At 65.0% G+C, this 22,012-nt stretch carries 19 protein-coding genes and 1 tRNA gene; 9 read left to right on the top strand and 11 right to left on the bottom strand.

All coding sequences use genetic code 11. The annotated features are described in order from the left end of the window. Positions 1-16 precede the first annotated feature (16 nt). Both HAHE_RS11880 and HAHE_RS11875 read right to left on the bottom strand, forming a co-directional pair. Complete coding sequence (locus HAHE_RS11880) at positions 17-1,228, bottom strand: 1-deoxy-D-xylulose-5-phosphate reductoisomerase (RefSeq protein WP_338684717.1); 1,212 nt, start codon at positions 1,226-1,228, stop codon at positions 17-19. Beyond that, on the bottom strand, positions 1,210-2,208 hold the full coding sequence (locus HAHE_RS11875) for a phosphatidate cytidylyltransferase (protein WP_338684715.1): 999 nt from the start codon (positions 2,206-2,208) through the stop codon (positions 1,210-1,212). Before HAHE_RS11875 ends, HAHE_RS11880 begins: the two co-directional genes overlap by 19 nt. A 158-nt stretch (positions 2,209-2,366) precedes the next feature. Between HAHE_RS11875 and HAHE_RS11870 the strand changes: the two genes are divergently transcribed. Further along, positions 2,367-2,900: an EF-hand domain-containing protein gene (locus HAHE_RS11870; protein ID WP_338684714.1), complete on the top strand. Its 534-nt coding sequence runs from the start codon at positions 2,367-2,369 to the stop codon at positions 2,898-2,900. A gap of 283 nt (positions 2,901-3,183) precedes the next feature. On the opposite strand, the gene HAHE_RS11865 is transcribed toward HAHE_RS11870, so the two are convergent. From HAHE_RS11865 to mtnP, 3 genes are all read right to left on the bottom strand, one after another. Continuing rightward, positions 3,184-4,896: a dynamin family protein gene (locus tag HAHE_RS11865; RefSeq protein ID WP_338684712.1), complete on the bottom strand. Its 1,713-nt coding sequence runs from the start codon at positions 4,894-4,896 to the stop codon at positions 3,184-3,186. A 24-nt stretch (positions 4,897-4,920) separates the two neighbouring features. Next, a complete protein-coding gene (locus tag HAHE_RS11860; protein WP_338684710.1) occupies positions 4,921-5,751 on the bottom strand; it encodes a polysaccharide deacetylase family protein in 831 nt (276 codons plus the stop codon). An 89-nt stretch (positions 5,752-5,840) separates the two neighbouring features. After that, positions 5,841-6,701 (bottom strand): S-methyl-5'-thioadenosine phosphorylase, encoded by an 861-nt coding sequence (gene mtnP / locus HAHE_RS11855; RefSeq protein WP_338684708.1) that lies wholly within the window; start codon positions 6,699-6,701, stop codon positions 5,841-5,843. Between the two features lie 252 nt (positions 6,702-6,953). Here mtnP and HAHE_RS11850 point away from each other — a divergent pair, with 252 nt between their 5' ends. Beyond that, positions 6,954-8,729 carry a VanW family protein gene (locus tag HAHE_RS11850; protein WP_338684706.1) on the top strand — a complete coding sequence of 592 codons (1,776 nt, stop codon included), beginning with the start codon at positions 6,954-6,956 and terminating at the stop codon, positions 8,727-8,729. Next, positions 8,726-9,499 carry a murein L,D-transpeptidase family protein gene (locus tag HAHE_RS11845; protein ID WP_338684705.1) on the top strand — a complete coding sequence of 258 codons (774 nt, stop codon included), beginning with the start codon at positions 8,726-8,728 and terminating at the stop codon, positions 9,497-9,499. The genes HAHE_RS11850 and HAHE_RS11845 overlap by 4 nt, the downstream gene beginning before the upstream one ends. A 320-nt stretch (positions 9,500-9,819) precedes the next feature. Here the strand turns inward: HAHE_RS11845 and HAHE_RS11840 are convergent, their stop codons facing one another. The 3 genes from HAHE_RS11840 to HAHE_RS11830 are packed head-to-tail and all read right to left on the bottom strand — an operon-like array spanning position 9,820 to position 10,872. Then, positions 9,820-10,053: a hypothetical protein gene (locus HAHE_RS11840; RefSeq protein WP_338684704.1), complete on the bottom strand. Its 234-nt coding sequence runs from the start codon at positions 10,051-10,053 to the stop codon at positions 9,820-9,822. Between the two features lies 1 nt (position 10,054). Next, a complete protein-coding gene (locus tag HAHE_RS11835; protein WP_338684703.1) occupies positions 10,055-10,366 on the bottom strand; it encodes a HEAT repeat domain-containing protein in 312 nt (103 codons plus the stop codon). 29 nt (positions 10,367-10,395) lie between these two features. Further along, entirely contained in the window at positions 10,396-10,872 is a 477-nt protein-coding gene (locus HAHE_RS11830) for a hypothetical protein (protein WP_338684702.1), read from the bottom strand. 481 nt (positions 10,873-11,353) lie between these two features. Here HAHE_RS11830 and HAHE_RS11825 point away from each other — a divergent pair. The 6 genes from HAHE_RS11825 (at position 11,354) to HAHE_RS11800 (ending at position 16,936) form a co-directional block, all read left to right on the top strand. Next, positions 11,354-11,430, top strand: a tRNA-Arg gene (locus HAHE_RS11825). A gap of 557 nt (positions 11,431-11,987) precedes the next feature. Continuing rightward, a complete protein-coding gene (locus HAHE_RS11820) occupies positions 11,988-13,385 on the top strand; it encodes an efflux RND transporter periplasmic adaptor subunit (protein ID WP_338684701.1) in 1,398 nt (465 codons plus the stop codon). After that, positions 13,382-14,065, top strand: coding sequence for an ABC transporter ATP-binding protein (locus tag HAHE_RS11815; RefSeq protein WP_338684700.1), 684 nt, complete (start codon positions 13,382-13,384; stop codon positions 14,063-14,065). The genes HAHE_RS11820 and HAHE_RS11815 overlap by 4 nt, the downstream gene beginning before the upstream one ends. Further along, positions 14,062-15,210, top strand: coding sequence for an ABC transporter permease (locus HAHE_RS11810; RefSeq protein ID WP_338684699.1), 1,149 nt, complete (start codon positions 14,062-14,064; stop codon positions 15,208-15,210). The genes HAHE_RS11815 and HAHE_RS11810 overlap by 4 nt, the downstream gene beginning before the upstream one ends. A gap of 3 nt (positions 15,211-15,213) precedes the next feature. Further along, a complete protein-coding gene (locus HAHE_RS11805) occupies positions 15,214-16,365 on the top strand; it encodes an ABC transporter permease (protein ID WP_338684698.1) in 1,152 nt (383 codons plus the stop codon). A gap of 25 nt (positions 16,366-16,390) precedes the next feature. Beyond that, positions 16,391-16,936: a hypothetical protein gene (locus HAHE_RS11800; RefSeq protein ID WP_338684697.1), complete on the top strand. Its 546-nt coding sequence runs from the start codon at positions 16,391-16,393 to the stop codon at positions 16,934-16,936. A gap of 108 nt (positions 16,937-17,044) precedes the next feature. Here HAHE_RS11800 and HAHE_RS11795 read toward each other — a convergent pair whose 3' ends face one another. The 3 genes from HAHE_RS11795 to HAHE_RS11785 are packed head-to-tail and all read right to left on the bottom strand — an operon-like array spanning position 17,045 to position 22,010. Further along, complete coding sequence (locus HAHE_RS11795; protein WP_338684696.1) at positions 17,045-17,515, bottom strand: hypothetical protein; 471 nt, start codon at positions 17,513-17,515, stop codon at positions 17,045-17,047. Then, entirely contained in the window at positions 17,512-20,706 is a 3,195-nt protein-coding gene (locus tag HAHE_RS11790; protein ID WP_338684695.1) for an efflux RND transporter permease subunit, read from the bottom strand. The genes HAHE_RS11795 and HAHE_RS11790 overlap by 4 nt, the downstream gene beginning before the upstream one ends. Then, positions 20,706-22,010 (bottom strand): hypothetical protein, encoded by a 1,305-nt coding sequence (locus HAHE_RS11785; protein WP_338684694.1) that lies wholly within the window; start codon positions 22,008-22,010, stop codon positions 20,706-20,708. The genes HAHE_RS11790 and HAHE_RS11785 overlap by 1 nt, the downstream gene beginning before the upstream one ends. Positions 22,011-22,012 lie beyond the last annotated feature (2 nt).

Here is a 22,012-nt window from a genome sequence, read left to right as displayed (position 1 = left end):
CATCCCCCTGCCCGCGTCAACCGTGGCGGCGGATTGCATCCGCAGCGGCACCCGGAGCGCCGACCGACTCCTCCGCCCGCCCGCGGGCCCAGGCGTCGGCAGCGATCAGGCCCTCAAGCGAACCGGCGTCGCCCTGCTGATGGGCGTCCATCGTCTCTTCAACCACCCGCCAGATGTCCGTGAAGCCGATCCGGCGGTCGACGAACGCGTCCACCGCCACCTCGTTCGCGGCATTGAACACCGCCGGCAGCGTGCCTCCCGCCAGCCCCGCCCGACGCGCCAGCCCCAATGAGGGGAAGGCATCGTGGCGAGGTTCCTCGAAGTCGAGTTTGGCCAGTTCACCGAAGTCCAACGGCTGCAGACCGCCTTTCACCCGCTCCGGCCAGGTCAGCGCGTACTGGATCGGAAAACACATGTCGGTGCGGCTGAGCTGGGCCAGCACCGAGCCATCGACGAACTCGACCATCGAGTGGACGATGCTCTGCGGATGCACGACCACGTCGATGCGCTCCATTCCGATGCCGAAAAGCCAGCGGGCCTCGATCATCTCAAGCCCCTTGTTGAACATCGTCGCCGAGTCGATGGTGATCTTCCGGCCCATCTTCCAAGTCGGATGCTTGAGCGCCTGCTCGACGGTTACCTGTTTCAGCTCCCCGGTCGGCGTCCGGCGGAACGGTCCGCCCGAGGCGGTCAGGATCAGCCGGGACACCTCGCTCTCACCACCGCGGTGGCCGTCGAGGCACTGGAAAATCGCGTTGTGCTCGCTGTCGACGGGAAGCAGTCGCACACCGTGCTTCTCCGCCGCGGCGGTGACCACCTCGCCGGCCATCACCAGGATTTCCTTGGAAGCGACCGCCAGGTCCTTGCCCGCCTCGATCGCCGCCAAGGCAGGTTGCAAGCCCGCCGTGCCAACGATCGCGACCAGCACCATGTCGGCATCCTCCAACGTCGCCAGCTCGGCCATCCCTTCCGGTCCGACGTGGACCTTCACATCTTCCGGCAACAGGGCGCGGAGCTCGGGCTCTTTCGAGGCCTCGGAAATCGCGACCTGCCTGACGCCGGTCTCCCTCACCTGCTCGGCGAGCTTTTCGACACTTGAGTTGGCGGCCAGTCCGACCAGCTCGATCCGGTCCGGCAATTGCCGGGCGACCTCAAGCGTCGAGCACCCGATCGACCCCGTCGACCCGAGCAGCACGACCTTCTTGCGCCTCACCCGATCGTCACCCATTTCAGATAGAAGTAGAGGACCGGCGCGGTGAAGCAGAGCGAGTCGATCAGGTCGAGCGCGCCGCCGATGCCCGGCAGCATGTGGCCGGAGTCCTTGGCGTTGAGGCTCCTCTTGACGACGCTCTCCGCAAGGTCGCCGACAACGGCGAGCAGCGCGATCACGATGCTCAGCACGATCACAGCACCCCAACCGCCCAGCACGTGGAGGCCCGTGGCAAAGCTCGGCATGTCTTCGGAGAACAGGGCGTAGAGACCGCAGCCGGCCAACAGGGCGAAGAAGATCGCGCCACCGAACCCCTGCCAGGTCTTCCCGGGGCTCACGTGGGGGATCATCTTGTGGCGTCCGATCGCCGATCCGACGATGTAGGCGCCCATGTCGGTGAACTTCGTTACCGCGATCAACCAGAGCAGCACCATCGCACCCGGCACTTCTCCCGGGCCCGGCACCGCGAACAGAAGGCGGGCGGCGAAATTGAACAGGAAGGCCAGGTAAACAAACCCGAGCAGGTTGCTGGCCACCGCCTGCATCGCTTCAAGGCCACGGATCGGATAACGCAGCTGGAGGAAGAAGGAGCCCGCGATCATCAGGAAAACCGCCGCGCCATCGAACCAGTCGGGCAGGCTCGACACCGCCGTAATCACGGTCTCCGACGACTGGATCGCCTTATCGGAAACCACCGAGGCCCCGGACATCTCTACCACTTCCGGCGGCCCGCCGTTCACCAGCAACCAGTAGAGTCCGATCGAATAGACGATCGCGAACAGCGTACCGAAACGCGGGAAGCACTTGACCCCGCCTGCCTTCAGCATGCGGAAGTACTCGATCGTCGCCAGCAGCGCGAGCAGGCCGATGACGGTCACGTAGGCCCAGGCCATCCGGCTCCAGAAACCGGCTGCCACCAATCCCCACAACCCGAGCGTGCTCGCGGTCCGGCGGAGGAACACGGCGCGCTTGGAGGTGGATGGTGCTTCGGCGGTCATCGGCAGGGAAACTGCGCGGCATCCAAACGGTCCTCGCCGGAAGTAGCAAATCAAACCGTCGCGCAACCTTTGTCCCGAGCCCGTGTTCCAATTCCCAGACACGGGAGGCCTACCGTTTCCAATCACGCAAACCGCAAATCAATCAACCAACCGAAACCATGAAGACAACAGTCATCTGCAGCACCCTCGCCCTTCTTGTGGCGGGATCCATCACCGCCAGCGCCCAGGACGGCGACAAGCCCAAGGGACCGCGCGGCGACCGCCAGCTGCCGCCCCAGATCCTTGAGAAGTTCGACAAGGACGGCGACGGCAAACTCAACGAGGAAGAGCGCAAGGCCGCCATGGAAGCCCGCAAGGGGCAAGCCGAGGCACGCCGCAAGGAGATGCTCGAGAAGTATGACAAGGACGGCGACGGCAAGCTGAGCGAGGAAGAGCGCGAAGCGGTCAAGGCCGACATGAAGGCCAAGCACGAGGCCCTTCTTGCCAAGTATGACGCCGACAAGGACGGCAAGCTGAGCGCCGAAGAGCGCAAGGCAGCCATCGATGCCGGTGAGAAGCTTCCTCCGATGCGCGGACCGGGTGGCCCCGGCGGCAAGGATCGCCCGGGTGCCAAGAAGCCGGGCAAGGACGGCAAGCCTGGCAAGGACGCCCCGAAAGGACCGCGCAAGCGCCCGGAAGGCGGCGACGCCTGATCCACGGCTCGACCGATCAAATCTCAATCACGGTCCGGGGGAGACTCCGGGCCGTTTTTTGTGGTACTCGCCAAAAGCCGACCAAGAGGAATATCCAATATCCAATGCAGAGGTCCAATCGGGCGGGATCCGAACACTCGACCCGTTGGTCGTTGGGCAATCCTTGTTGAGTGTTCCTTTCTGGAAAGGTGATGGCGCTCTTGTTGCGAACGGTCGGCATCGCCGTGAGTGGCCGCCTCCCATCATTGAAAATTGAGAATTCCTTGTTGGATATTGGATATTCTCACCCCATCTCCTGCTCGATCGACTTGAGCTCGAGATAGAGCCGGTCCCACTGCTCGCTGCGCGGCTTGAGCGTCGCCTGCCGTTCCGCGAGCTGTCGGCGGACGCCGATCAGGCCGTTCGAGTACTCGACGAAAAGTCCGCGAACCGCCTCGGCGTAGTCGCCGCGCATCGCCGACTCGAAACGACCCGACGCATCCCGCAGTCGCTGCCGGGTCTCGCCCGCGATCCGGATCCTGCTGGTCCAAGCCATAAGGATGTAGATCCCCGCCATGCCAGCAGCCCCGAGCAGGAGCCAGTGCGGCCAGTGATCCAACCCCAGCGTGCCGCAAATACCGGCCGCGGCGAGGAGGGCCAAGGTGAGGGCGGCGACAAACTTCAGGCGCCCGTTGCGCGACCGGAGCGGAGCATCCAGCGAGGCCCTCACCCGCAGTTGGCTGAGCACGCCGGTGACCGACTTGCCGACCGTCTCGGTAAATCGCGCGACCACTCCCTCGCGGGCTTCTCCGGAAACCACCGGCTCCCCCGGGTCCAGCCCCATCCGCTCGACCACCCTCGGCCGGACGTCATTCCAGTGGCCTTCGCATTCCTCCAGGAGCCGCTCGGCATCCGCCGCCGCGAAATCCCGGATCGCCTCGCGCAAACCATCCGCCAAGCGGGCCTCCGCCTTCGCCGCGGTCGAGTCACCGAAGAACAACCGCCAGGAGGTCGGCGCGGCGCCGAGCATGCTCCCGAGCCGTCGCGCCAGCTTTCCGACCTCGTTCTCATAGCGCCCCCGCGCACCGGCCAAAGTCTTCGGCGAACTCTCGAGAATCAGGTCGCGCAGCTGGTTCGCCTCGCGCTCGATGCCCGCGAGGAACCAACCGTCGTCATCCATTCCCCGCTTCTGCCGGTCAAGCCCTGCCTCGATCTCACGCAGGTGGTTCGCCGCCTCCTGGCTGGTCCGGTCGAGCAGGTAGCGACGCCGCTCCGACTCACACAGCCGCGAGGTGACGAACTCCTCGAATACCGAAAAGCGGCTCGCCGACCATGACTTGCGCGACGACTCCGGATCGAGCTTCGCCTCCAGCGCCAGTCCCGCCGCCACGGCCAGGATCGGAAGATCACGACCGATCTTCTTTTGGCAAAGCTCGCGCATGTGGCCGTCGATCACCTGCAGATCCTCGGGTCCCTTCAGGTCGGCCTGCTGGACGACCAAAGCCGTCTTGTCCAAAGCCTCCTCGGAAAGCTGCGAGATCAGCTCCCACGTCGCGGCGGTCCAGGTGTTGCCGGAGGGGAAAACAACCAACAGCAAGTCGACCGCCTCATACTTGCCGGAATCAGCAAACACCGAGTCGCGCCAGCCGGAGTTGGTGCCCGGCGTATCGATCAGCTCGAAGTGGCGCAGGAAGTCGAGGTCCCGCCCCACGACCACCCAGCCGTTGTCCCGTTCGACCTCGCGCTCGGTTGACGAATAGCGGTAGTAGCCCGTCCGCTGGGTCGTCGGCAATGGCCCGGCCGGGCAGAGCTCGGCTCCGGCGAGCGCGTTGAGCAGGGTCGACTTGCCGGCATTGACCTCACCCAAGGCGACGATCCGCAGCGGACGCGACAGCTCCCTGCGGGCCTCGTCCCCCGTGTCGCGCGTCTCGATCCCGCTCGCCTCCGCGAGTTCGTCGATTCGCCTGCAGCAGCCTAACAGTCGGTCCCGTGATTGAAAATATCGCTCACCGAGCATGGCGGCGGAAAGTCGTCGCCGATGTCAGGGAGCGGTCGAAGCCGTCGACTCGTCGGGCTTCATCGCCAGAAGCTGCGAGACGGTCACGAACTTGTATCCCTTACGCAGCAGGCCATCGAGGGTCGCCGGCATGGCGGTGACGGTCGGAGCGTGGAGGTCGTGAGCGAGGACGATCGCTCCCGGCGTGGTGCCGGCGAGAATGCGGGAAGTCACCACCGAGGGACCCGGACGTTGCCAGTCGCGCGGGTCGACCGACCACAGGATCGTCGGGTAGTTGTACTCGCTGTGGATCCACTGGCGCTGGGTCTGGAGCAGCGCGCCGTAGGGCGGGCGGAGAGTCCGCGGCTGCACGCCGGTCGCCTTGGCGATCGAGTCGCGGCACTTGTTGAGTTCACCCCGCACCTTGTCGTTGCTCATCTTGGTGAGGTTGCCGTGGGTGTAGGTGTGGTTCCCGATCTCGTGGCCCTCGGCCACGATCCGGCGAGTGAGTGCCGGGTAGAGATCCACGTTGCGGCCGATCACGTAGAAGGTCGCCTTGATGTTGCGCTCGCGCAGCATGTCGAGAAGCCGCGGCGTGTTCTGCGGGTGCGGGCCGTCATCGAAGGTCATCGCGATGTACGGCTGGCCCACCGAAACGCGGGAAACCGTGACGCTGCTTTTGTCGAAGTTCGACGGCAGATTCATGCTCGGATTCCGCGGAACCGGCCCCCGGGTCGTCGGCGCCTCGTAGGCTCCGTTCGGCGCGCTCTTGACCGGCTTGACCTCGTTCGCCGCGGCCTCCGGGTCGGTATTCTTGCAGCTCCCCAGCGAGATGCCGAGAAGGGTGAGGCAGAAAACGTGGAGGGCGGTCTTCATGAGAATCTCCGAAATAGGGCGCGTCATCGTGATTGGATGACTATGCCGCCATCATCGGCAATGTCACGTCCGCATTTGGGCGGGAAACGTCACAAAAAGCGTCCCAGCAAGGGTTTGAGGCGCTCGACGGTGACCTCGGGCCAGTACGAGCGCGGCGTCATGATCGCGCCGTCGAGGGCCTTGTGCTCCGGCCATTCGGGCTGCTCGGGAACCGCCGGGATCGCCCGCGCGAGGATCCGTTTCGCCAAGGCGACGTTGGCCGTCAGGTGGCCGATGACCGCCTCGGCCGTGACCGCCGCCTCCTCGACTTTCCAGCAATCGTAGTCGGTGATCATCGCCAGCGTGGCCGATGCGATCTCCGCCTCGCGCGCCAGCTTCGCCTCGGGGAGGTTGGTCATGCCGATCACGTCGAAGCCGAGCTGGCGGTTCGCCTCGCTCTCGGCGCGGGTCGAGAATGCCGGGCCGTCCATGTTGACGTAGGTGCCGCCATCGTGGACCCGCGCGCCCTCGGCCTTCGCCGCTTCATGAAGCAGGCCGCGCATGCCGGCGCTCACCGGGTCGCCGAACGACACATGCCCCGCGATGCCGTCGCCAAAAAAGGTGTGGTGCTCGCGACGACTGGTGCGGTCGAAATACTGGTCGGGCAGGACCACGTCACGCGGCGCATACTGCTCGCGCAGGCTGCCCACCGCCGTCACGCAGATCAGGAAACGGACGTCGAGACTGCGGAGCGCCCAGAGGTTGGCGCGGTGGTTGATCTCGTGCGGCAGGATCCGGTGGCCGCGACCGTGCCGCGGCAGAAACCACACCTGGCGGCCGGCAAGCATCCCGCCGACCAGCGCATCCGACGGTTCGCCGAAGGGCGTCTCGACCACCCGCTCCTCCGCCTTCTCGAATCCTTCGATTTCGTAGAGCCCGCTCCCTCCGATGATGCCGATCGCCGCTGCCATACCAGCCCCTCGCACGAATTCCTCCCGCCGACCAACCCCAAATGCGGTTTCGCGGGGTTCATGAAGATTCCTGAACCGCCAAGACGCGAAGGCGCCAAGGAAAGAATCATTTCCAAACCCGCGCCGGTCCGGCCTTCGCGCCTTGGCGTCTTTGCGGTTCAATCATCCTATCCGACGATCCGGCCCCTCCCGCCGTCTTCACCCCCGCTTCAAATAGAACTCACCGACCGCGGCGCTAATTCCCTAGCAACCATGCCTCCCGAACCACCAGCCCGCGAACTGCCGTCCCGCCTCCAAGCGCTGGCATTCGGGCTGAAAACCCGGGTGTTCCAAGTCCGTCGGACCGCCCTCGAGTTCAAAACACGGCCACCGAGGCATCCCTACCGCCGGGCTTTGCAGGACGCACCGGTGGCGGGTGAATCCCGCTCGCCGCTGTGGACGCAGACCTCGCCGGCCGAATTCCCGCTGACCGCCGGCAAGATCCAGAACCTCCGGCTCGCGGCGCTGGCTCTCGACGGCCTCGAAATTCCCGCCGGACAGGTGTTCAGCTTCTGGTGTCAACTCGGACGCACGACCCGCTCCAAGGGATTCACCACCGGACGCGAACTGCGCGAAGGCTGCCTCGTTCCGTCGACCGGCGGCGGGTTGTGCCAGCTTTCCGGCCTGCTCTACCAGGCGGCGCTGGAATCGAATCTCGAGGTGGTCGAACGCCACGCCCACTCAAGGACCGTTCCCGGCTCGGACGCCGAACGGGATCGCGACGCCACTGTGTTCTGGAACTACGTTGACCTGCGCTTCCGCGCCGCCTTCGACTGGCGGCTCGAGGTCGAGCTCGACGCCACCCATCTGGTCGTGCGCATCCGTGCCGCGGTCCCGACCGGCACCAAGCAGCCGGCGCTCCGCCCCGCCGATCCACCCCGCCCCGCCGCGACCGGCGACTGCCTTACCTGCGGCCAGACTGAATGCTTCCGCCACCCGGCCGCCACCTCCGCCCATGCCCCGTCGCTCGGCCACTCGGCCTTTCTCCTCGATGCCCGATGGCCCGAGTTCGACCGCTGGTGCTCGGGCCACTCGCGCGAGGGAGACCGTTGGTTCCTGCCGCTCGACGGGCACCGTTGGAAAAAGCCGAACTACGCGTGGTCGCCACCGGGCGGCACCCCGGTCCAACACGCCACCCTGCCCACCCTGACCCGCTCGTTCCGCCAACGCCGGCTCCCCGCCCAGGGCGCCGTCCGCCAGGCGGCGCTGCTCGATGCCGACGCCGCCCTCGCGAAATACTACGCTGATCGTATTTCACCCGAGTGCCGGCACATCGTGGTGTCCCAGAACCTGCTTCCCCACCTCTGGCGGCTCGGCGCGTTCGGCGGGCGAACCTTCGACGTTCTCGTCTCGCGTTGGCCGATCGCCGATCTCCACCGTCATCTCGACACCGCCGCCAAGGCCCAGCCCGGCTCACCAACTTTGGGTGACTTCCGCGCCGACCCCGACCTCGTGCGCGACGAGTCCGTGGCCCTCGACCGCGCCGCCCGCCTGATTACCCCGCACCGCGCCCTTGCCCGGCACTTCGGACACCGGGCATGGCAACTCGAATGGGACATGCCCAAAGCGGAAGGACCGCGCGGCACTGCCACGCCTCCAACGAGCCTTCGCCTCTTCCTCCCCTGCTCCGCGCTCGGCCGCAAGGGCATCCATGAGCTCGCCGTAGCCCTCGAAGGAACCGACCACGAACTCCTGATCCTCGGACGTGCCCGCGAGGATGCGTCGAAGGACCCGCTGGCGGACATCAACTGGCGTCAGACTTCCCTCGATGAGCTGCCAAACGCCGACGCACTCGTCCTTCCAGCCTGGGTCGAGCACCAGCCACGGCTCGCCCTCAGGGCGCTCGCGCTGGGCATCCCGGTCATCGCCACCGAAGCCTGCGGGCTTCCCGACCATCCGCTCCTGCAGACCCTTCCGCGACCCGATGCCGAGGCGCTCGCAGGCGCGATCGGTTCGCTGGCCGCTCCCCGCGAAGTCGCGATCGCATGAAAGTCCTTTTCCTGATCCTCCCGCTCGCGTTCACCTGCTGCCGCAGCCAGGAGGAAACCGACGACGAACTCACCGTGGAAACCCGACCGCCCGAAGCCAGCGAGACCGCTGTCGACTCATCGCTCCCCGGCCCCGAACGCGCCAAGGCCGCCGCCAACCGCGTCCGGCCCGCCCTCACCCGCGATCTCGAAAAGAAAGGCCTGCACTTCGGCGACCCGGTCTTCCTCCGCGCCTTCAAGGAGGAAAATGTCCTCGAAGTCTGGGTTCGCCACCGCGGCAGCGAGAAATACGAGCTCTTTCGTACTTACGACGTCGCCGCAGCTTCAGGCGGACTCGGTTCCAAGCTCGAAGAGGGCGACCGGCAGGTTCCGGAAGGGATGTATTTTTTTCATCGCTCGGGCATGAAGCCCGACTCGACCTTCCACCTTGCCTTCAACATCGGCTACCCGAACGCCTACGACCGGCACCATGAACGCACCGGCACCTTCATCATGGTGCACGGAAACCAGGTCTCGATCGGCTGCCTTGCCATGACCGATACCAAAATCGAGGAGATCTACACGCTCTGTGACGCCGCCCTGAGGAACGGCCAGCGGATCATCCGCATCCACATCTTTCCCTTCCGCATGACCGCCCCCCGCATGGCCAGAGCCGCCGACAGCAAGTGGATCGACTTCTGGCGCAACCTCAAACAGGGCTACGACTGGTTCGAACGGAAACACGTTCCTCCCGACACCAAAGTCAGGAACGGGCGATACGTCTTCGAGTGAAGAGCCACCCGAGCAACAATCGGCCGCGTCACGGGTCGCCAGGTAGTTGAACCGCAAAGACGCCAAGGCGCGAAGAAGAGCAGATTCAGAATTCTCCCGATCCAACCTTCGCGTCTTGGCGTCTTTGCGGTTCCATCATTTGCCACACCGCCAGATCTATCGGGCAACACGCCACCTGACATCGTAGGCTCATCCCTCCTCCCACCAGCCCCGAAGGGGCGACGGCCGTTAGCCACGGGGTTCACCCCGTGGTCAGCTCAATAGAAACATGATCAAGCTCCGAAGGAGCGCAGGCGGACTCGGCGCAACCAACGCGGGATTCAATACGGCTGCCACTTCGTATACTTGCCCTGCAACGATGCGGTCGCCGCGGTGGTCAGGTGCTGGTGATCGAACACGAGGCACTCCCTCAGAAACTCATCCTTGATCTCCGGATCCCAGTCGGCCGCGGCGACCGCGACCCACTTCCGAAACCCCGTCATGTCGCCCGGATACCCCCGCACCTTGAGCGGCACCTGCGGATCCCGCGCCATCGTGATGATTTCAGCCGCCACTTCAGGACTCGGAACCGAGCGGGTCATCGCCATCGCCCAATCCCGAATAAAGAATCGTGGCGGGGTGGTCTTCCCCAGCCATCTCGCGGAGCAGCGGCAGCGCCTGGCGAGCCTCGCAGAACCCGAGCGCCAGGATCATGTGATACTGACTCGACCAGGTCCGACGGTCCTTCCGTTCCTTTTCCAGTGCTGCCTGGAGGAAAGGCCCGGCTTCAGGATTCCCCATCTTTCGCAGCGCTTTCGCGGCCAACTCCCGCTTCTTCGCTTTGGAGTCCTGCAGTTGATCGACCCGCTCTCTCGTCTTCTCGTCCATGATCGCTTCGGTTTCGGAACAGCCCCCGTCTACGAGCCACTGCCCAGCGCGGGACCATCGAACAACTCCTTCACGCTCGGCCGCTGCATCACGAGGATCGTGAAGATCCCCAGTGCCGTCCCCATCGGAACGTTGATGCAGTTGATGCAGGCAATCACGAACACGAAGGTGTAGCGCCTTCGCTCCGACAGGAATTTCCCGGCAAAAAAGACGAGGACGGCGAAAGTCCAACCGACAATGATGACCGAGCCTCCGATGATCACGAAGAACCAGCCCATCCAGCTCGCATCGGGCGGCACAGCTCCTCCCGAAGACGGCGGCGTGCCCGACGACATCGGAATCGCCCCGCTCACCATTGCGAAACCCATCGCCACATGGATGATCGGAATCGACGCTCCCAGCGCGACCAACCCGGCGTAAACGTAATGGAAGATCGCCAGCAACTTGATGTGCTCGGCATCCTGGATCGCCTGGGGGTTCGGCGCGGGGGGCTGGGCGGGCGGCATTTCCACACCATTAGTACAGCAAAGCCCCGATCATTCCTCCAGCCCTGACTATGGGTTTCACTTCCGGGTTCCTCGCTCGGCATCCGATGCCGCTCCTACGGAGCTCGGACATCTCGCGCCCCTCCGATTCTACAAAGATGTCGCTCCTTCGGAGCTAAGACTTCCCACCGCCACATCCGCCATCCGCCATCCGACCACCTGCCATCGACTTCACATCACCAAAGATGCCGGTTTCATAACCGGCGCTCCATTCTGCCCACCTGCCACCTGCCACCTGCCACCTGCCACCTGCCACCTGATCCCTGATCCCTGATCCGATCTCCGCCTCTCAAGGTCCGTTAGGACCGACATCTCTCTAGCCCCCGCCCATCCCCACGATCCAAGCTCCGTAGGAGCGACATCAAATGTCGGCTTCGGCTGCCGCCCGCTCACCCTCAGGCCTTGTCTCCGAGAGCTTCGCAAGGTATCTCCCATCCCCGAAGCGCCCGTAGCTCAGTTGGATAGAGCACCCGCCTTCTAAGCGGATGGTCGCTGGTTCGAATCCAGCCGGGCGCGCCATTTCTACACGCGGGTCGCCGACCCGGGGAGGCACACCTTCAATTGCCTCCTTGACCATGGAACCAGCGGAGCGACATTTATGATTAGCATGCGTCAGGCGATCGCAGTCTTTCTCCTGATCCTCACCGGGATTTCTTCCCCGGCGGTGGGAGGACCTGTGCGTCTCTGCCTGAAGACGATGCTTCCCATGTCGGTCAACGCCTCGGACTGCTGCCATCATTGCTGTGGCGCCACCGACGATGACCGAACGCCATGCTGCGTGGACTTGGAGAAGTTGCCGGATGCCTCGTCACCCACGCCCGCACCCGAGGTCCCCGAAACGCCGGAGAATGATCTCGGCTGGCAGCCTGCGCTGGTCGCACCCCCGGTGCGAAGCTCGGCTAGCCACACCACGTTGGTTCCGTCGATTCGCGGACCGACCCCAAGTTCCTTCCGACGCGCCCTGTTGGCGATCTGGAGACTCTGAAGCGAAGCGCATTCCGCCTCGCTCCGTCGTGCCTTTGTCGCGCGACGCCGTGCATCCCCACGGATGCCTTGTCTCCACCGATCCGCCTTCCATGAAACCTTCTCTCCAATCCCTCAGCCGAAACCCCGACCCGTCCACAGGGCGAACCCGCTTCCCCGCATGGGGAATTCCGGCAACCATCGTACTCGGCTTCGGCCTCCTGTTCCTCACGCTGTTCCGCGACCGTATCCTGCCGGCGAAGCAGGTCGACGTGGCCATCGTTCTCGCCACTCCGGCCGAGTCGACCGCGCCACGCGATGCCGCTGCTGCGGGACTGCTCCGGTCAGATGGACCCACAGCCTTTCAAGCAAGCGGGTGGATCGAACCCGACCCTCTTCCCATCAAGGCGACCGCCCTGGTCAACGGCGTGATCGACGAGGTGCACGTGCTCGAAGGACAGAACGTCGAGCAGGGCCAACCCCTCGCGACCCTTATCCGCGAGGACTTCGAACTCGCCCTCCGATCCGCCGAGCAGATGCTTCGCACGCGGGAGGCGGAGCGCGCGGCTCAGCTCGAGTCGATCGAAGCAGGCCGTCGCAGCGTCATCGCCGCCCGGGCCCAGGCCGAGGCGGCCGCAGCCCAGGTCGAGGAAACCCGCGACCGGGTCGACCGGGTCGAAGGACTTTCCAGCGGCTCGATCTCCGAGGCCGAACTGGTCTCGATCCGGAGCGCCCACCGCCGGGCCAAGGCCGTGGAAGCTGCGGCTTCGGCCGCGGTCGGAAAGGCCGAAGCCGAGGTGAAACAACTCGAGGCAAATGTGTCGGTCCTCGATGCCGCCATCGGGTCGGCCAAGGTTGAAGTCGAGACCGCCCAGCTGGCGCTGTCGCGCACCAAAATCAGCGCCCCGGCGGACGGCCGGGTGCTGCGACTCCTCGGAGCCCCGGGACAGAAGAAGATGCTGGCGATGGATGACCCTGACAGTGCGACCGTGGCGATCCTGTTTGATCCCGAGCACCTCCAGGTCCGGGTCGATGTACCACTCGCGGATGCGGCGGGCCTGCAGATCGGTCAACGAACGAGGATCCGCTGCAGCCTGCTTCCGGATACGGTGTTTCCGGGTGAGGTCACACGTATCACCGGTGAAGCCGATCTCCAGCGCAACACGCTGCAGGCGAAGGTTCGCATCGAGAAGCCCAGCGACCAGCTCCGCCCGGAGATGCTGTGCCGTGTCGAGTTTCTCGAAGCGACGGCGCGCGACACTTCCGCCGCGACGGGCGGGACCGGATCGTTGACGGTTTGGATCCCCGAGGCGGCGCTCGCCGGCGACACGGTCTGGGTTTGCGATCCGGAGAGCAAACGGGTCGAAGCACGGACGGTGCTAAGCGTCGGCCAGCACGAGGACGGCTACCTGCGCATCGATGAAGGACTTCAGCCAGGAGAGTGGGTCGTCGTCGGACCGGGAGATCTGGAGGACGGGCAGCGCGTGAAACCCAACCTGATCCAAAGATGAGCGACCTGATGATCGAATGCCGCGGCGTCTCGAAGAGCTACCGCAAGGGCTCCACCGTGGTGACACCGCTCGAAGCTCTCGACCTCCGGGTTCCGAAGGGTGAATTCCTCGCCCTGATGGGACCATCCGGTTCGGGGAAGACGACGCTTCTCAACCTGCTTTCCGGGATCGACTCCCCGACCCAGGGATCGCTCGTCATCGCCGGGCAGGACATCGCCGAACTCCCGCGCCGACAGCTCACCGCATGGCGGGCCAAGCACGTCGGCTACATCTTCCAGCTCTACCACCTCGTTCCGGTGCTGACAGCCTTCGAAAATGTCGAGCTGCCCCTGCTGCTCTCCGACATGTCGAAGAAAGAGCGCCACGACCGGGTCGCCACGGCGCTCGAACTCGTCGGCCTCGGCGACCGGGTCCATCACACGCCGACGGAACTCTCTGGCGGCCAGGAACAGCGGGTCGCCATCGCCCGCGCGATCGTCGCGGATCCGCCGCTGCTGGTGGCGGACGAACCGACCGGCGACCTCGACCGTGAGTCGGCCACTCGCATCCTCGAACTGCTCCGCGACCTGACGCGGGACTACGGAAAGACGATCGTGATGGTCACCCACGACGCCAAGGCCGCGGCGGCCGCCGACCGCACGCTGCATCTTGAGAAAGGCCAGCTGCTCGAGAACGCATGAACCGGCTTCTCAATCTACTACGTCTCTCGTGGCTCCAGCTTGTCCGGCATCGCGTGCGGTCGCTGCTTACGGTGCTGGGCGTGGCCTCCGGCATGTTCCTCTTCACCGCGGTGGAAACGCTGCAACGCTCGCTGGCCCGCGCCACCGAGGCGACGGCGGCCGATACCACGCTGGTGGTTTACCGGGAGAACCGTTTCTGCCCATCGACCAGCCGTCTGCCCGAGCACTACGCCGAAGAGATCCGCCGCATCAACGGCGTCCGCGAGGTGATCCCGGTGCAGGTTGTGGTGAACAACTGCGGCGCCTCACTCGACGTCGTCACCTTCCGCGGTGTCCCTGCCGATAAGCTCACCCGTTTCGCGCCGGAGATCGAGATCATCGAAGGCAGCGAACAGGAGTGGCTCAAACGTGACGACGGTGCACTGCTTGGTGAGGTCTTCGCCCAGCGACGCCGGCTTTCGCCCGGCGACCGCTTCGACGCCGCTGGGGTCACGGTGACGGTCTCCGGTATCCTGCGATCGCCCAATGCGCAGGACAATAACGTCGCCTACGTCAAGCTACCCTTCCTCCAGCAGGCATCGCGCGCAGGACTCGGCGTGGTCACGCAGTTCAATGTCCGTGTCCGATCGGCCGATGATCTCGGGCGCGTCTCCGAAGCGATCGACGACCAATTCCGTTCCGGCCAGGAACCGACCGACACCCGCCCCGAGAAGGCCTTCTTCGCCGAAACCGCCTCCGAGTTGGTCGAACTGATCGGCTTCACCCGTTGGCTTGGTGTCGGCGCGGTGATCGCGGTTGCGGCTCTCGTCGCCAATGCCCTGCTGCTGGTGGTCCGCGGCCGGGTGAAGGAAAACGCGGTACTTCGCACGCTCGGTTACCCGGGGAAGGCGATCGCCACGCTGGTGGTCGGTGAAGGCGGCATGCTCGGCCTCGCCGGCGGCGCGGTAGGCGTCGGTCTCGCCACGGCTTTCCTGCGCTGGCAGAGCTTCACCATGGGCAACGAAGGCCAGACACTCGCGATCCGGCCGGACCTGACGGTGGTCGGCGTCGGCATTGCCGCCGGGCTCCTGCTCGGAATCTTCGCCTCCCTCTGGCCCGCCTTCCAGGCGATCCGCCAACCGATCGTCCACAGCCTGCGCCACTGACCGATGCTTCCCTTCAGCTACGCCACCCGAAACCTGTTCCGCTCGAAGGCGCGCCTGCTCCAGACGATCGGCGGCAGCGCTCTGGTCGTGCTGTTGGTGATGTCGGCCGTCGCGATCAACCAAGGCATGAACCAAGTCCTCTCGGCATCCGGATCGCCCCACAACGTGATCCTCGTCGGCACCGGATCCGAGGAAAGCGTGCAGCGCAGCGAGGTTCCCGAGCGGGCGGCCGGAATCGCCACCGCCAGTATCCCCGGGATTTCGGAAGCCCTTGGAATACGTGCCGTGTCAGGCGAGATCCACTACATGAACTACCTCGACCTCCCGGGACACGAACGCACGCAGGCCTTGGTCCGGGGCGTCTCGCCGGAAGCGCTGCGGGTGCACTCCGAAGTCCGCATGCTCGAAGGCCGGTTCCCGCGCGCGGGCGAAGTCATGATCGGCCGCCTCGCATGGCGGAAGCTCGGCGTGCCCGAGAACAGCCTGCGGATCGGCCGCAAGGTGAGGCTCAGCGGACAGGAACTGACGATTTCAGGCAGATTCGCCGCCCCGGGAACCGTGCTTGAGTCCGAAGTGTGGGCGACACTCGGCGACATCCGGGTGCTTTCGCAACGCGACACCCTTTCCTGCGTGGTCCTGCGGCTCGACGATCCTGCGGACTTCGCGGAGGCCGACCTGTTCGCCAAGCAGCGGCTCGATCTCGAACTCACCGCCTTGCGCGAAAGCGACTACTACGGCCGCCTTAGTAACTTCTTCGGGCCACTGCGGACGATGATCTGGATCACTGCCGGCCTGATCGGTGCCGGCGCCCTGTTCGGTGGCGTCAACACGCTTTACGCCGCCTTCGCCTCGCGGGTGCGCGAGATGGGAACGCTGCAAGCGATCGGCTTCAGCCGGACCGCATTGGTGCTGAGCCTCGTCCAGGAAAGCACGCTTGCCTGCCTGACCGGCACGCTGGCGGCGTCGGTCATCGCCCTGCTCTTCCTCGACGGACGGACGGTTCCGTTCTCGATCGGAGCCTTCACCGTGGAGATCGGCCCGGGCGTGGCGCTGACCGGAATCGCCACCGGCCTGTTTCTCGGTTTGCTCGGCGCCCTGCCTCCCGCCATCCGCTGCCTCAAGCCGCCCCTTCCCGTCGCTCTACGCATGTCCTGAATCCCGAACACCCGAACCAACAATCATGAAACTGAAACACACCTGCCTCGCCACCGCCGCCGTCGTGCTGCTCGCCCATTGCCAGAAAAACGATCAGGCGGCCGCGCCGCCGGGCGACTCCGCTCCCGCTGCCCCCAGCGCAGCCCTGATGACTGTCATCGACGCGGCGCCCTCGGGGGAACCGAAAGCCATCCACGTGATCCGCGAGACCGCCAAACCCGGAGACGTTATCACGGTCAGCGGCCGGGTGATGGGTAATGTGAGCCCCTTTGTCGAAGGGAGATCGGCCTTCATCCTCGGCGACCCCGAAGTGCTGACCCCGTGCAACGAGAACCCGGACGACGAATGCGAGACGCCTTGGGATGTCTGCTGCGACAGCGCCAAGGACAAGAAGCGCGGCACCGCGACCATCCAGGTGGTCGATGCCGACGGTCGCGTGCTCAAAGAAGGCATCGAAGGCGTCGGCGGCATTGAGAAGCTGGCGACGCTTACCATTGCCGGAACCGTCGCGGAAGGATCGACTCCGGAACTTCTCGTGATCAACGCCACCGCGATCGATGTGGCACCTTGATGAAGTGACCCGCCATCGCCTGATGGCGGACGAAAAGCAAACGTGCCCCGGGGAGCATTCCCCGAGGCACGCAATTGTGATTGGGATGCGGCGGAAAGCCGCGCTACCTCACAGCTTCGGCGTGATCGAGCCGACGAGCTTGGTGCCGTCGGGCTTCTCGACCTCGATCCACCACATGGCTCCCTCGGGAAGCGGATCGGGGGCGGTGGCGTGGATGTCGTAGTCGCCGTGCTCAGCCATGTAGTTCCCCTTGCCCACGGTGGACAGGGTCCGATCCTCGGTGCCGATCCAGGCCCGGACGACCGTCGCGCCGTCGTCCTTGTACGGCAGCTTGATGACGATGATTCCTTCCTTGCCGGCTTCCACCACGTCCACGCCCTGCGTGGCTTCGAGTTCGAGCTCACCGGCCTTGAGGGTTCCAAGCGGGACTTCGGCATGACCGTGGTCGAGACCACCGCCGCTTTCCGGGGTATGCTTGTGGACCTCTTCCGGAGCGCCGGCAGGAGCCGACTCGTTCTTTTCGCATCCGATGAGAACAGCGGACATGGCGAAGACGGGAATGAACAATTTTGGTTTCATGGTGTTGGTTGCTTGGTTGTTGGTTTGGATTGGGGATTCGGTTGATCGGCTGTGACGCGATGCAGGGCGGCGTAGCCCGCAGGGACCACGACAAGATTGAGGAAGGTCGAGGAAAGCAGGCCGCCGAGAATGACGACCGACAGCGGCGCGAGGATTTCGTTGCCCGGCTCCTGACCGCGCAGGACGATCGGCACGACCGCCAGTGCGGCGGTCAATGCGGTCATCAGGATTGGCACCAACCGCTCCGAAGAGCCTTGAATGATCGCTTCGAACATCGTTCGGCCCTCGTGCTCCACCAGGTGCTGGTAGTGATTCACCAGCAGGATGCCGTTGCGCACCGCGATGCCGAACAACGTGATGAAGCCGACCATGCTGGCGATCGAGATGACCGGCGCGGTGTAGTGCCCGCCGAGACCGAAGAGCGCGAGCGTGTTGCTGAAGATCCCGGGTGACTCGGCGATGTAGATCGCGACGATGCCGCCGATCAGCGAGAGTGGCAGGTTGACCAGCACCAGCAGCGCCACCCGGATCGAACCGATGGCGAGTTGAAGCAGGATCAACATGATCAGCACCACCAGTCCGCTGAAGAGCAGAATCGTCCTGCTCGCCGCCTGCTGGGCCTCGAACTGGCCGCCGTAGTTCACAACGTAGCCGTATTCCTGAACGATCGGATCCACGAGCTGGCGCACCTCGGCGACCATGTCACCGAGATTGTAACCTTCGTCGACGTTGAGCGTGACGACCGCCTTCCGCTGCGAGTTCTCGCGGGCGATCAGATTGGAGGTCATTTCAGGACCGATGTCCGCAACTTCGTTCAGACGGACCATCGCCCCGCCCTTACCGCGGAGGATCAGGTTGTCGAGATCACGCACCTCGTCGCGTTCGTCGTCGGCAAGGCGTACCGCCAGCTCGTAGCGTCGAACCCCTTCATTGATCTCGGTCACCGTAACTCCGTAAACCGCATCGCGGACCTGCTGGGCGGCGGATCGTGGAGTCAGCCCGAAAGCCGCGAGATCGGCCGGACGGTATTCGACCGGAAGGGACTGGATCATCACCTCACGGTTGGCCGCGACATCGCGGGCTCCCGGCAAGGGCTTCAGCACGCCTTCGATCCGCTTCGCGATCACGCGCAGCTTCGCGAGATCATCGCCGTAAACATTGATCGCGATCGCCGCCGGCGTGCCTGACAGGATGTGGCTGAGCCGGTGTTCGATCGGTTGACCGATATTGGTCGTGATGCCGGGCACCTTCTCGAGGATCGCGCTGACCTCCCGACGAACTTCCTCCTTCCGGAAGCCCGGCTTGATGGTGATCTCGATTTCCGAGTTGCTGACGGGCTCCGCGTGTTCGTCACGTTCGGCCCGGCCCGTCCGGCGGGTTACGCTTCGGACGCCATCGACTTCGAGCAACTGCTTCTCGAACGCACCCGCCATCCGGTCGCTGGCCTCGAGCGAGGTCCCCGGCGGAGCGAAAAGCATGACCGTAAACGTCCCTTCGTTGAACTCCGGCAGGAATGATCTTCCAAAGGTCGATGCGAGGCCGAGCGCCAGCAGCGTCGCTGCCAGCGCTCCGCCCATGACGGTCTTCCGGTATTTCACAGCGCGCCGGACCGTCGGTTCATAGACGCCCTTCAGCCACCGGACCACCGGAGTGTCCTTCTCCCCGGATTCGCCGGCTTTCTCCTTCATCAGGAACCGGCACATCGCAGGCGTCACGGTCAGCGCGACCAGCAACGACGCCAGGATGGAGATGCCGAAGGCGATCCCGAGCGGCCGGAAGAACCGGCCCTCGATCCCCTCGAGGAACATCAGCGGCAGAAACACCAGTACGATGATCACCGTAGCGAAAACCATCGCCGGGCGGATCTCGTTGCTGGCATCGAGGATGACATCGAGACGGCGGCGGCGCTGCGCCTCGGGCTTCGCGGCATTCTCGTTGAGTCGCCGGAAGACGTTCTCGACGTCGATGATCGCGTCGTCGACCAGGCTCCCGACAGCAATCGCCAGACCTCCGAGGGTCATGACATTGACCGACTGACCGAGCCAGTCGAGAACCAGCAGGCCGGTCGCGAGCGACAGCGGAATCGCGGTGAGCGTGATCACCGTCGTGCGGACGTTCAGCAGGAACAACACGAGGATGACCGCGACGATGATCGCGGCATCGCGCAGCGCGTGGACCACGTTGTTGACCGACAGGTTGATGAAGTCCGACTGGCGGAAGATCTGCCGGTTCACCTTTAGGCCGACCGGAAGCGTCGGCTCGAGGTCGTCGAGCATTGCATCGATCCGCTCGGTAATCGCCAGCGTGTTGGTGCCGGGCGCCTTCTTGACCGTCAGAACCACCGCCGGCGAACCGCCATCGGCGCCTGTGCCTCGCTTGAGAGCCGGACCCATGCGGACTTCGGCGACGTCGCCGATCGTGATCGGGAACTGGTCATGATACTCGATCACCGTGCCCGCGATGTCCTCGACCGAGCGGACGCGGCCGCTCTGGCGGACCGGCAGTTCGAGCGAGTCGACATTCGGCAGATACCCCGCGCTGAGCGTGCTGTGAGCCTCGCCCGCCGCCTCCGCGACGTCCGCGACCGTCAGCCCGTGGAGCCGGAGGTCATCCTGCCGGACCAGCACCTGGTATTCCGGCAACTCGCCGCCGATCACGGCGATCTGCGACACTCCGGGGATGGCGAGCAGCTTGTTGCGCAGGTCGTATTCGGCATACGAACGCAGCTCCATATCGCTCAGCTCACCACCGGGCGAGGAGACCGCCAGCAGCATGATCTCGCCGGTGATCGAGGAAATCGGCGCCATCTCGGCATGGGCGCCTGGAGGCAGGTCTTCCCGGACCGTATCGAGCCGTTCCGACACGAGCTGGCGGGCCGCGAGGATGTCCATTCCCCAGTCGAACTCGACGTAGGCGATCGACAGGCCGATGGCGCTCGACGTACGGACCCGGCGCACGCCCTGCATGCCGTTGACCGCACTCTCGATCGGGAAGGTGACGTACTGCTCGACCTCGTCGGCGGCGAGTCCCGGGGACTCGGTCATGATGACCACAGTCGGAGCATTGAGCTCCGGGAACACATCGACGGGTGTCTTCGACAAACGCAGTGCCACGACCGCCAGCAGCAGCCCGGCAGCGAGCAGCACCAGCGAGGCGTGGGTCAGCGAAAATCGGATGAGTCGCGAGAGCATCAGTGATCGGAGGCGTGAAAGGTTCCGTCGGCGTGGAAGTGTCCGCCCTTCTGGCTCGTCCCGCTTTGCTCGGACGCCAGCTTGAGTTCGTAGGCACCCTCCAACACGACCTCGTCGTTCGGGCCGACCTCGCTCTTCACCTCGACCCAGCGTCCGTCATCGATGCCGAGGTCGGCCTCGACCCGGATCGCCTTGTTCGGGTTGGCGGGGTCGCGCTTGAAGAAGACGTGGGTGATCCCATCCTTCACCACCGCCGAGCGCGGGATCGCCAGCGCCGGCCCGCCGGTCGACTTGGCAACCACTTCGAGGAAAGCTGAAACACCGGGGCGCGCCCATGCGGGATTCTCGGTCGGGTCCGCGAAGAGCGCGATCGTGCGCTGGAGAGGATCCGCATCGAGCCCGAGCACCAGCTTGGCGGGAACGGCGTCGTTGAGATCTTCCCCACCGCCCTGGTGCGGCACGATGCGCGCTTCCGGCGCGGCTTCGAACTTCGCGAGATCACTTTGCAGGCCGAGCGCCCGGAAGCGGATCTGGGTCGGGTCGATCGTCGTCAGCACGAGGGTCGTCTGGTCGACAAAGCTGCCGTCGGTGACCGCCAGCGACTCGACCACGCCCGGCTCGATCGCCTTGGCCTCGATCCAGTGGATGCTCTGGTAGCGGGGCATCGTGCGGCCATCGACATCGACCGGCGTGAGCAGATCGTCGGGGCTCCACGTGTGCTCCTTCGCACCGCCGTGCGGGTTGAGGATGCTGGTGGCGGCGGCGAGGGCGGCATTGAGCTCCGCCTTCTGGCGGGCCAGCTCGGCCTGCAGGCTGGCAGCCTCGAGCTCAAGGTCGGCCCGTTTGAAGTCGGCCTTGGTCAGCGCCTCGATGCGTGCGGCCAGAGTCTCGTATTTCAGCGTCGCCTGCTCGTAGCTCGCCACGGCGAGGTCGATGCGCGACTGGAACTCAAGCCACTGCGGCGACTGGAACCGGTAAAGCACCGTGCCCGGTTCGACCTTCTGGAACTGGTCGACTTCGAAGCTCACCTGGGCCGGCAGGACGAGGCGATACTCGTGTTTGGCACGCGGCTTGAGCTCGAACGAGCCGGGAACGCGGAGCGTGTCGGCGACGTTGCGGCGTTCGACCTTGGCAAAGGTGATGCCGAGGTTGCTGCGCACGGTGGCGGGGATGTCGATGCGGTTGGTGGGAGCCTTGGCTTCCTCCTGCGCATGTTCGTTCTCGGCGTGCTCGCTGTGGTCGCACGACACGGATGCCAGCGTCAGCACGGCGAGCGGGATCCATTGGAATTTGAAAAGGTTCATCG

Source organism: Haloferula helveola (assembly GCF_037076345.1).
In the GTDB taxonomy this organism is placed as follows: domain Bacteria; phylum Verrucomicrobiota; class Verrucomicrobiia; order Verrucomicrobiales; family Akkermansiaceae; genus Haloferula; species Haloferula helveola.
The sequence above is the reverse complement of the archived record's forward strand: the minus strand, read 5'-3'. Positions and strand labels throughout refer to the sequence as shown.

Coding starts and splice junctions, on each gene's coding strand:
- HAHE_RS11810 (WP_338684699.1), top strand. CDS start 14,062: ATGAACCGGCTTCTCAATCTACTACGTCTCTCGTGGCTCCAGCTTGTC.
- HAHE_RS11830 (WP_338684702.1), bottom strand. CDS start 10,872: ATGCCGCCCGCCCAGCCCCCCGCGCCGAACCCCCAGGCGATCCAGGAT.
- mtnP (WP_338684708.1), bottom strand. CDS start 6,701: ATGGCAGCGGCGATCGGCATCATCGGAGGGAGCGGGCTCTACGAAATC.
- HAHE_RS11835 (WP_338684703.1), bottom strand. CDS start 10,366: ATGGACGAGAAGACGAGAGAGCGGGTCGATCAACTGCAGGACTCCAAA.
- HAHE_RS11850 (WP_338684706.1), top strand. CDS start 6,954: ATGCCTCCCGAACCACCAGCCCGCGAACTGCCGTCCCGCCTCCAAGCG.
- HAHE_RS11860 (WP_338684710.1), bottom strand. CDS start 5,751: ATGAAGACCGCCCTCCACGTTTTCTGCCTCACCCTTCTCGGCATCTCG.
- HAHE_RS11800 (WP_338684697.1), top strand. CDS start 16,391: ATGAAACTGAAACACACCTGCCTCGCCACCGCCGCCGTCGTGCTGCTC.
- HAHE_RS11870 (WP_338684714.1), top strand. CDS start 2,367: ATGAAGACAACAGTCATCTGCAGCACCCTCGCCCTTCTTGTGGCGGGA.
- HAHE_RS11815 (WP_338684700.1), top strand. CDS start 13,382: ATGAGCGACCTGATGATCGAATGCCGCGGCGTCTCGAAGAGCTACCGC.
- HAHE_RS11880 (WP_338684717.1), bottom strand. CDS start 1,228: ATGGGTGACGATCGGGTGAGGCGCAAGAAGGTCGTGCTGCTCGGGTCG.
- HAHE_RS11805 (WP_338684698.1), top strand. CDS start 15,214: ATGCTTCCCTTCAGCTACGCCACCCGAAACCTGTTCCGCTCGAAGGCG.
- HAHE_RS11820 (WP_338684701.1), top strand. CDS start 11,988: ATGAAACCTTCTCTCCAATCCCTCAGCCGAAACCCCGACCCGTCCACA.
- HAHE_RS11845 (WP_338684705.1), top strand. CDS start 8,726: ATGAAAGTCCTTTTCCTGATCCTCCCGCTCGCGTTCACCTGCTGCCGC.
- HAHE_RS11865 (WP_338684712.1), bottom strand. CDS start 4,896: ATGCTCGGTGAGCGATATTTTCAATCACGGGACCGACTGTTAGGCTGC.
- HAHE_RS11875 (WP_338684715.1), bottom strand. CDS start 2,208: ATGACCGCCGAAGCACCATCCACCTCCAAGCGCGCCGTGTTCCTCCGC.
- HAHE_RS11795 (WP_338684696.1), bottom strand. CDS start 17,515: ATGAAACCAAAATTGTTCATTCCCGTCTTCGCCATGTCCGCTGTTCTC.
- HAHE_RS11790 (WP_338684695.1), bottom strand. CDS start 20,706: ATGCTCTCGCGACTCATCCGATTTTCGCTGACCCACGCCTCGCTGGTG.
- HAHE_RS11785 (WP_338684694.1), bottom strand. CDS start 22,010: ATGAACCTTTTCAAATTCCAATGGATCCCGCTCGCCGTGCTGACGCTG.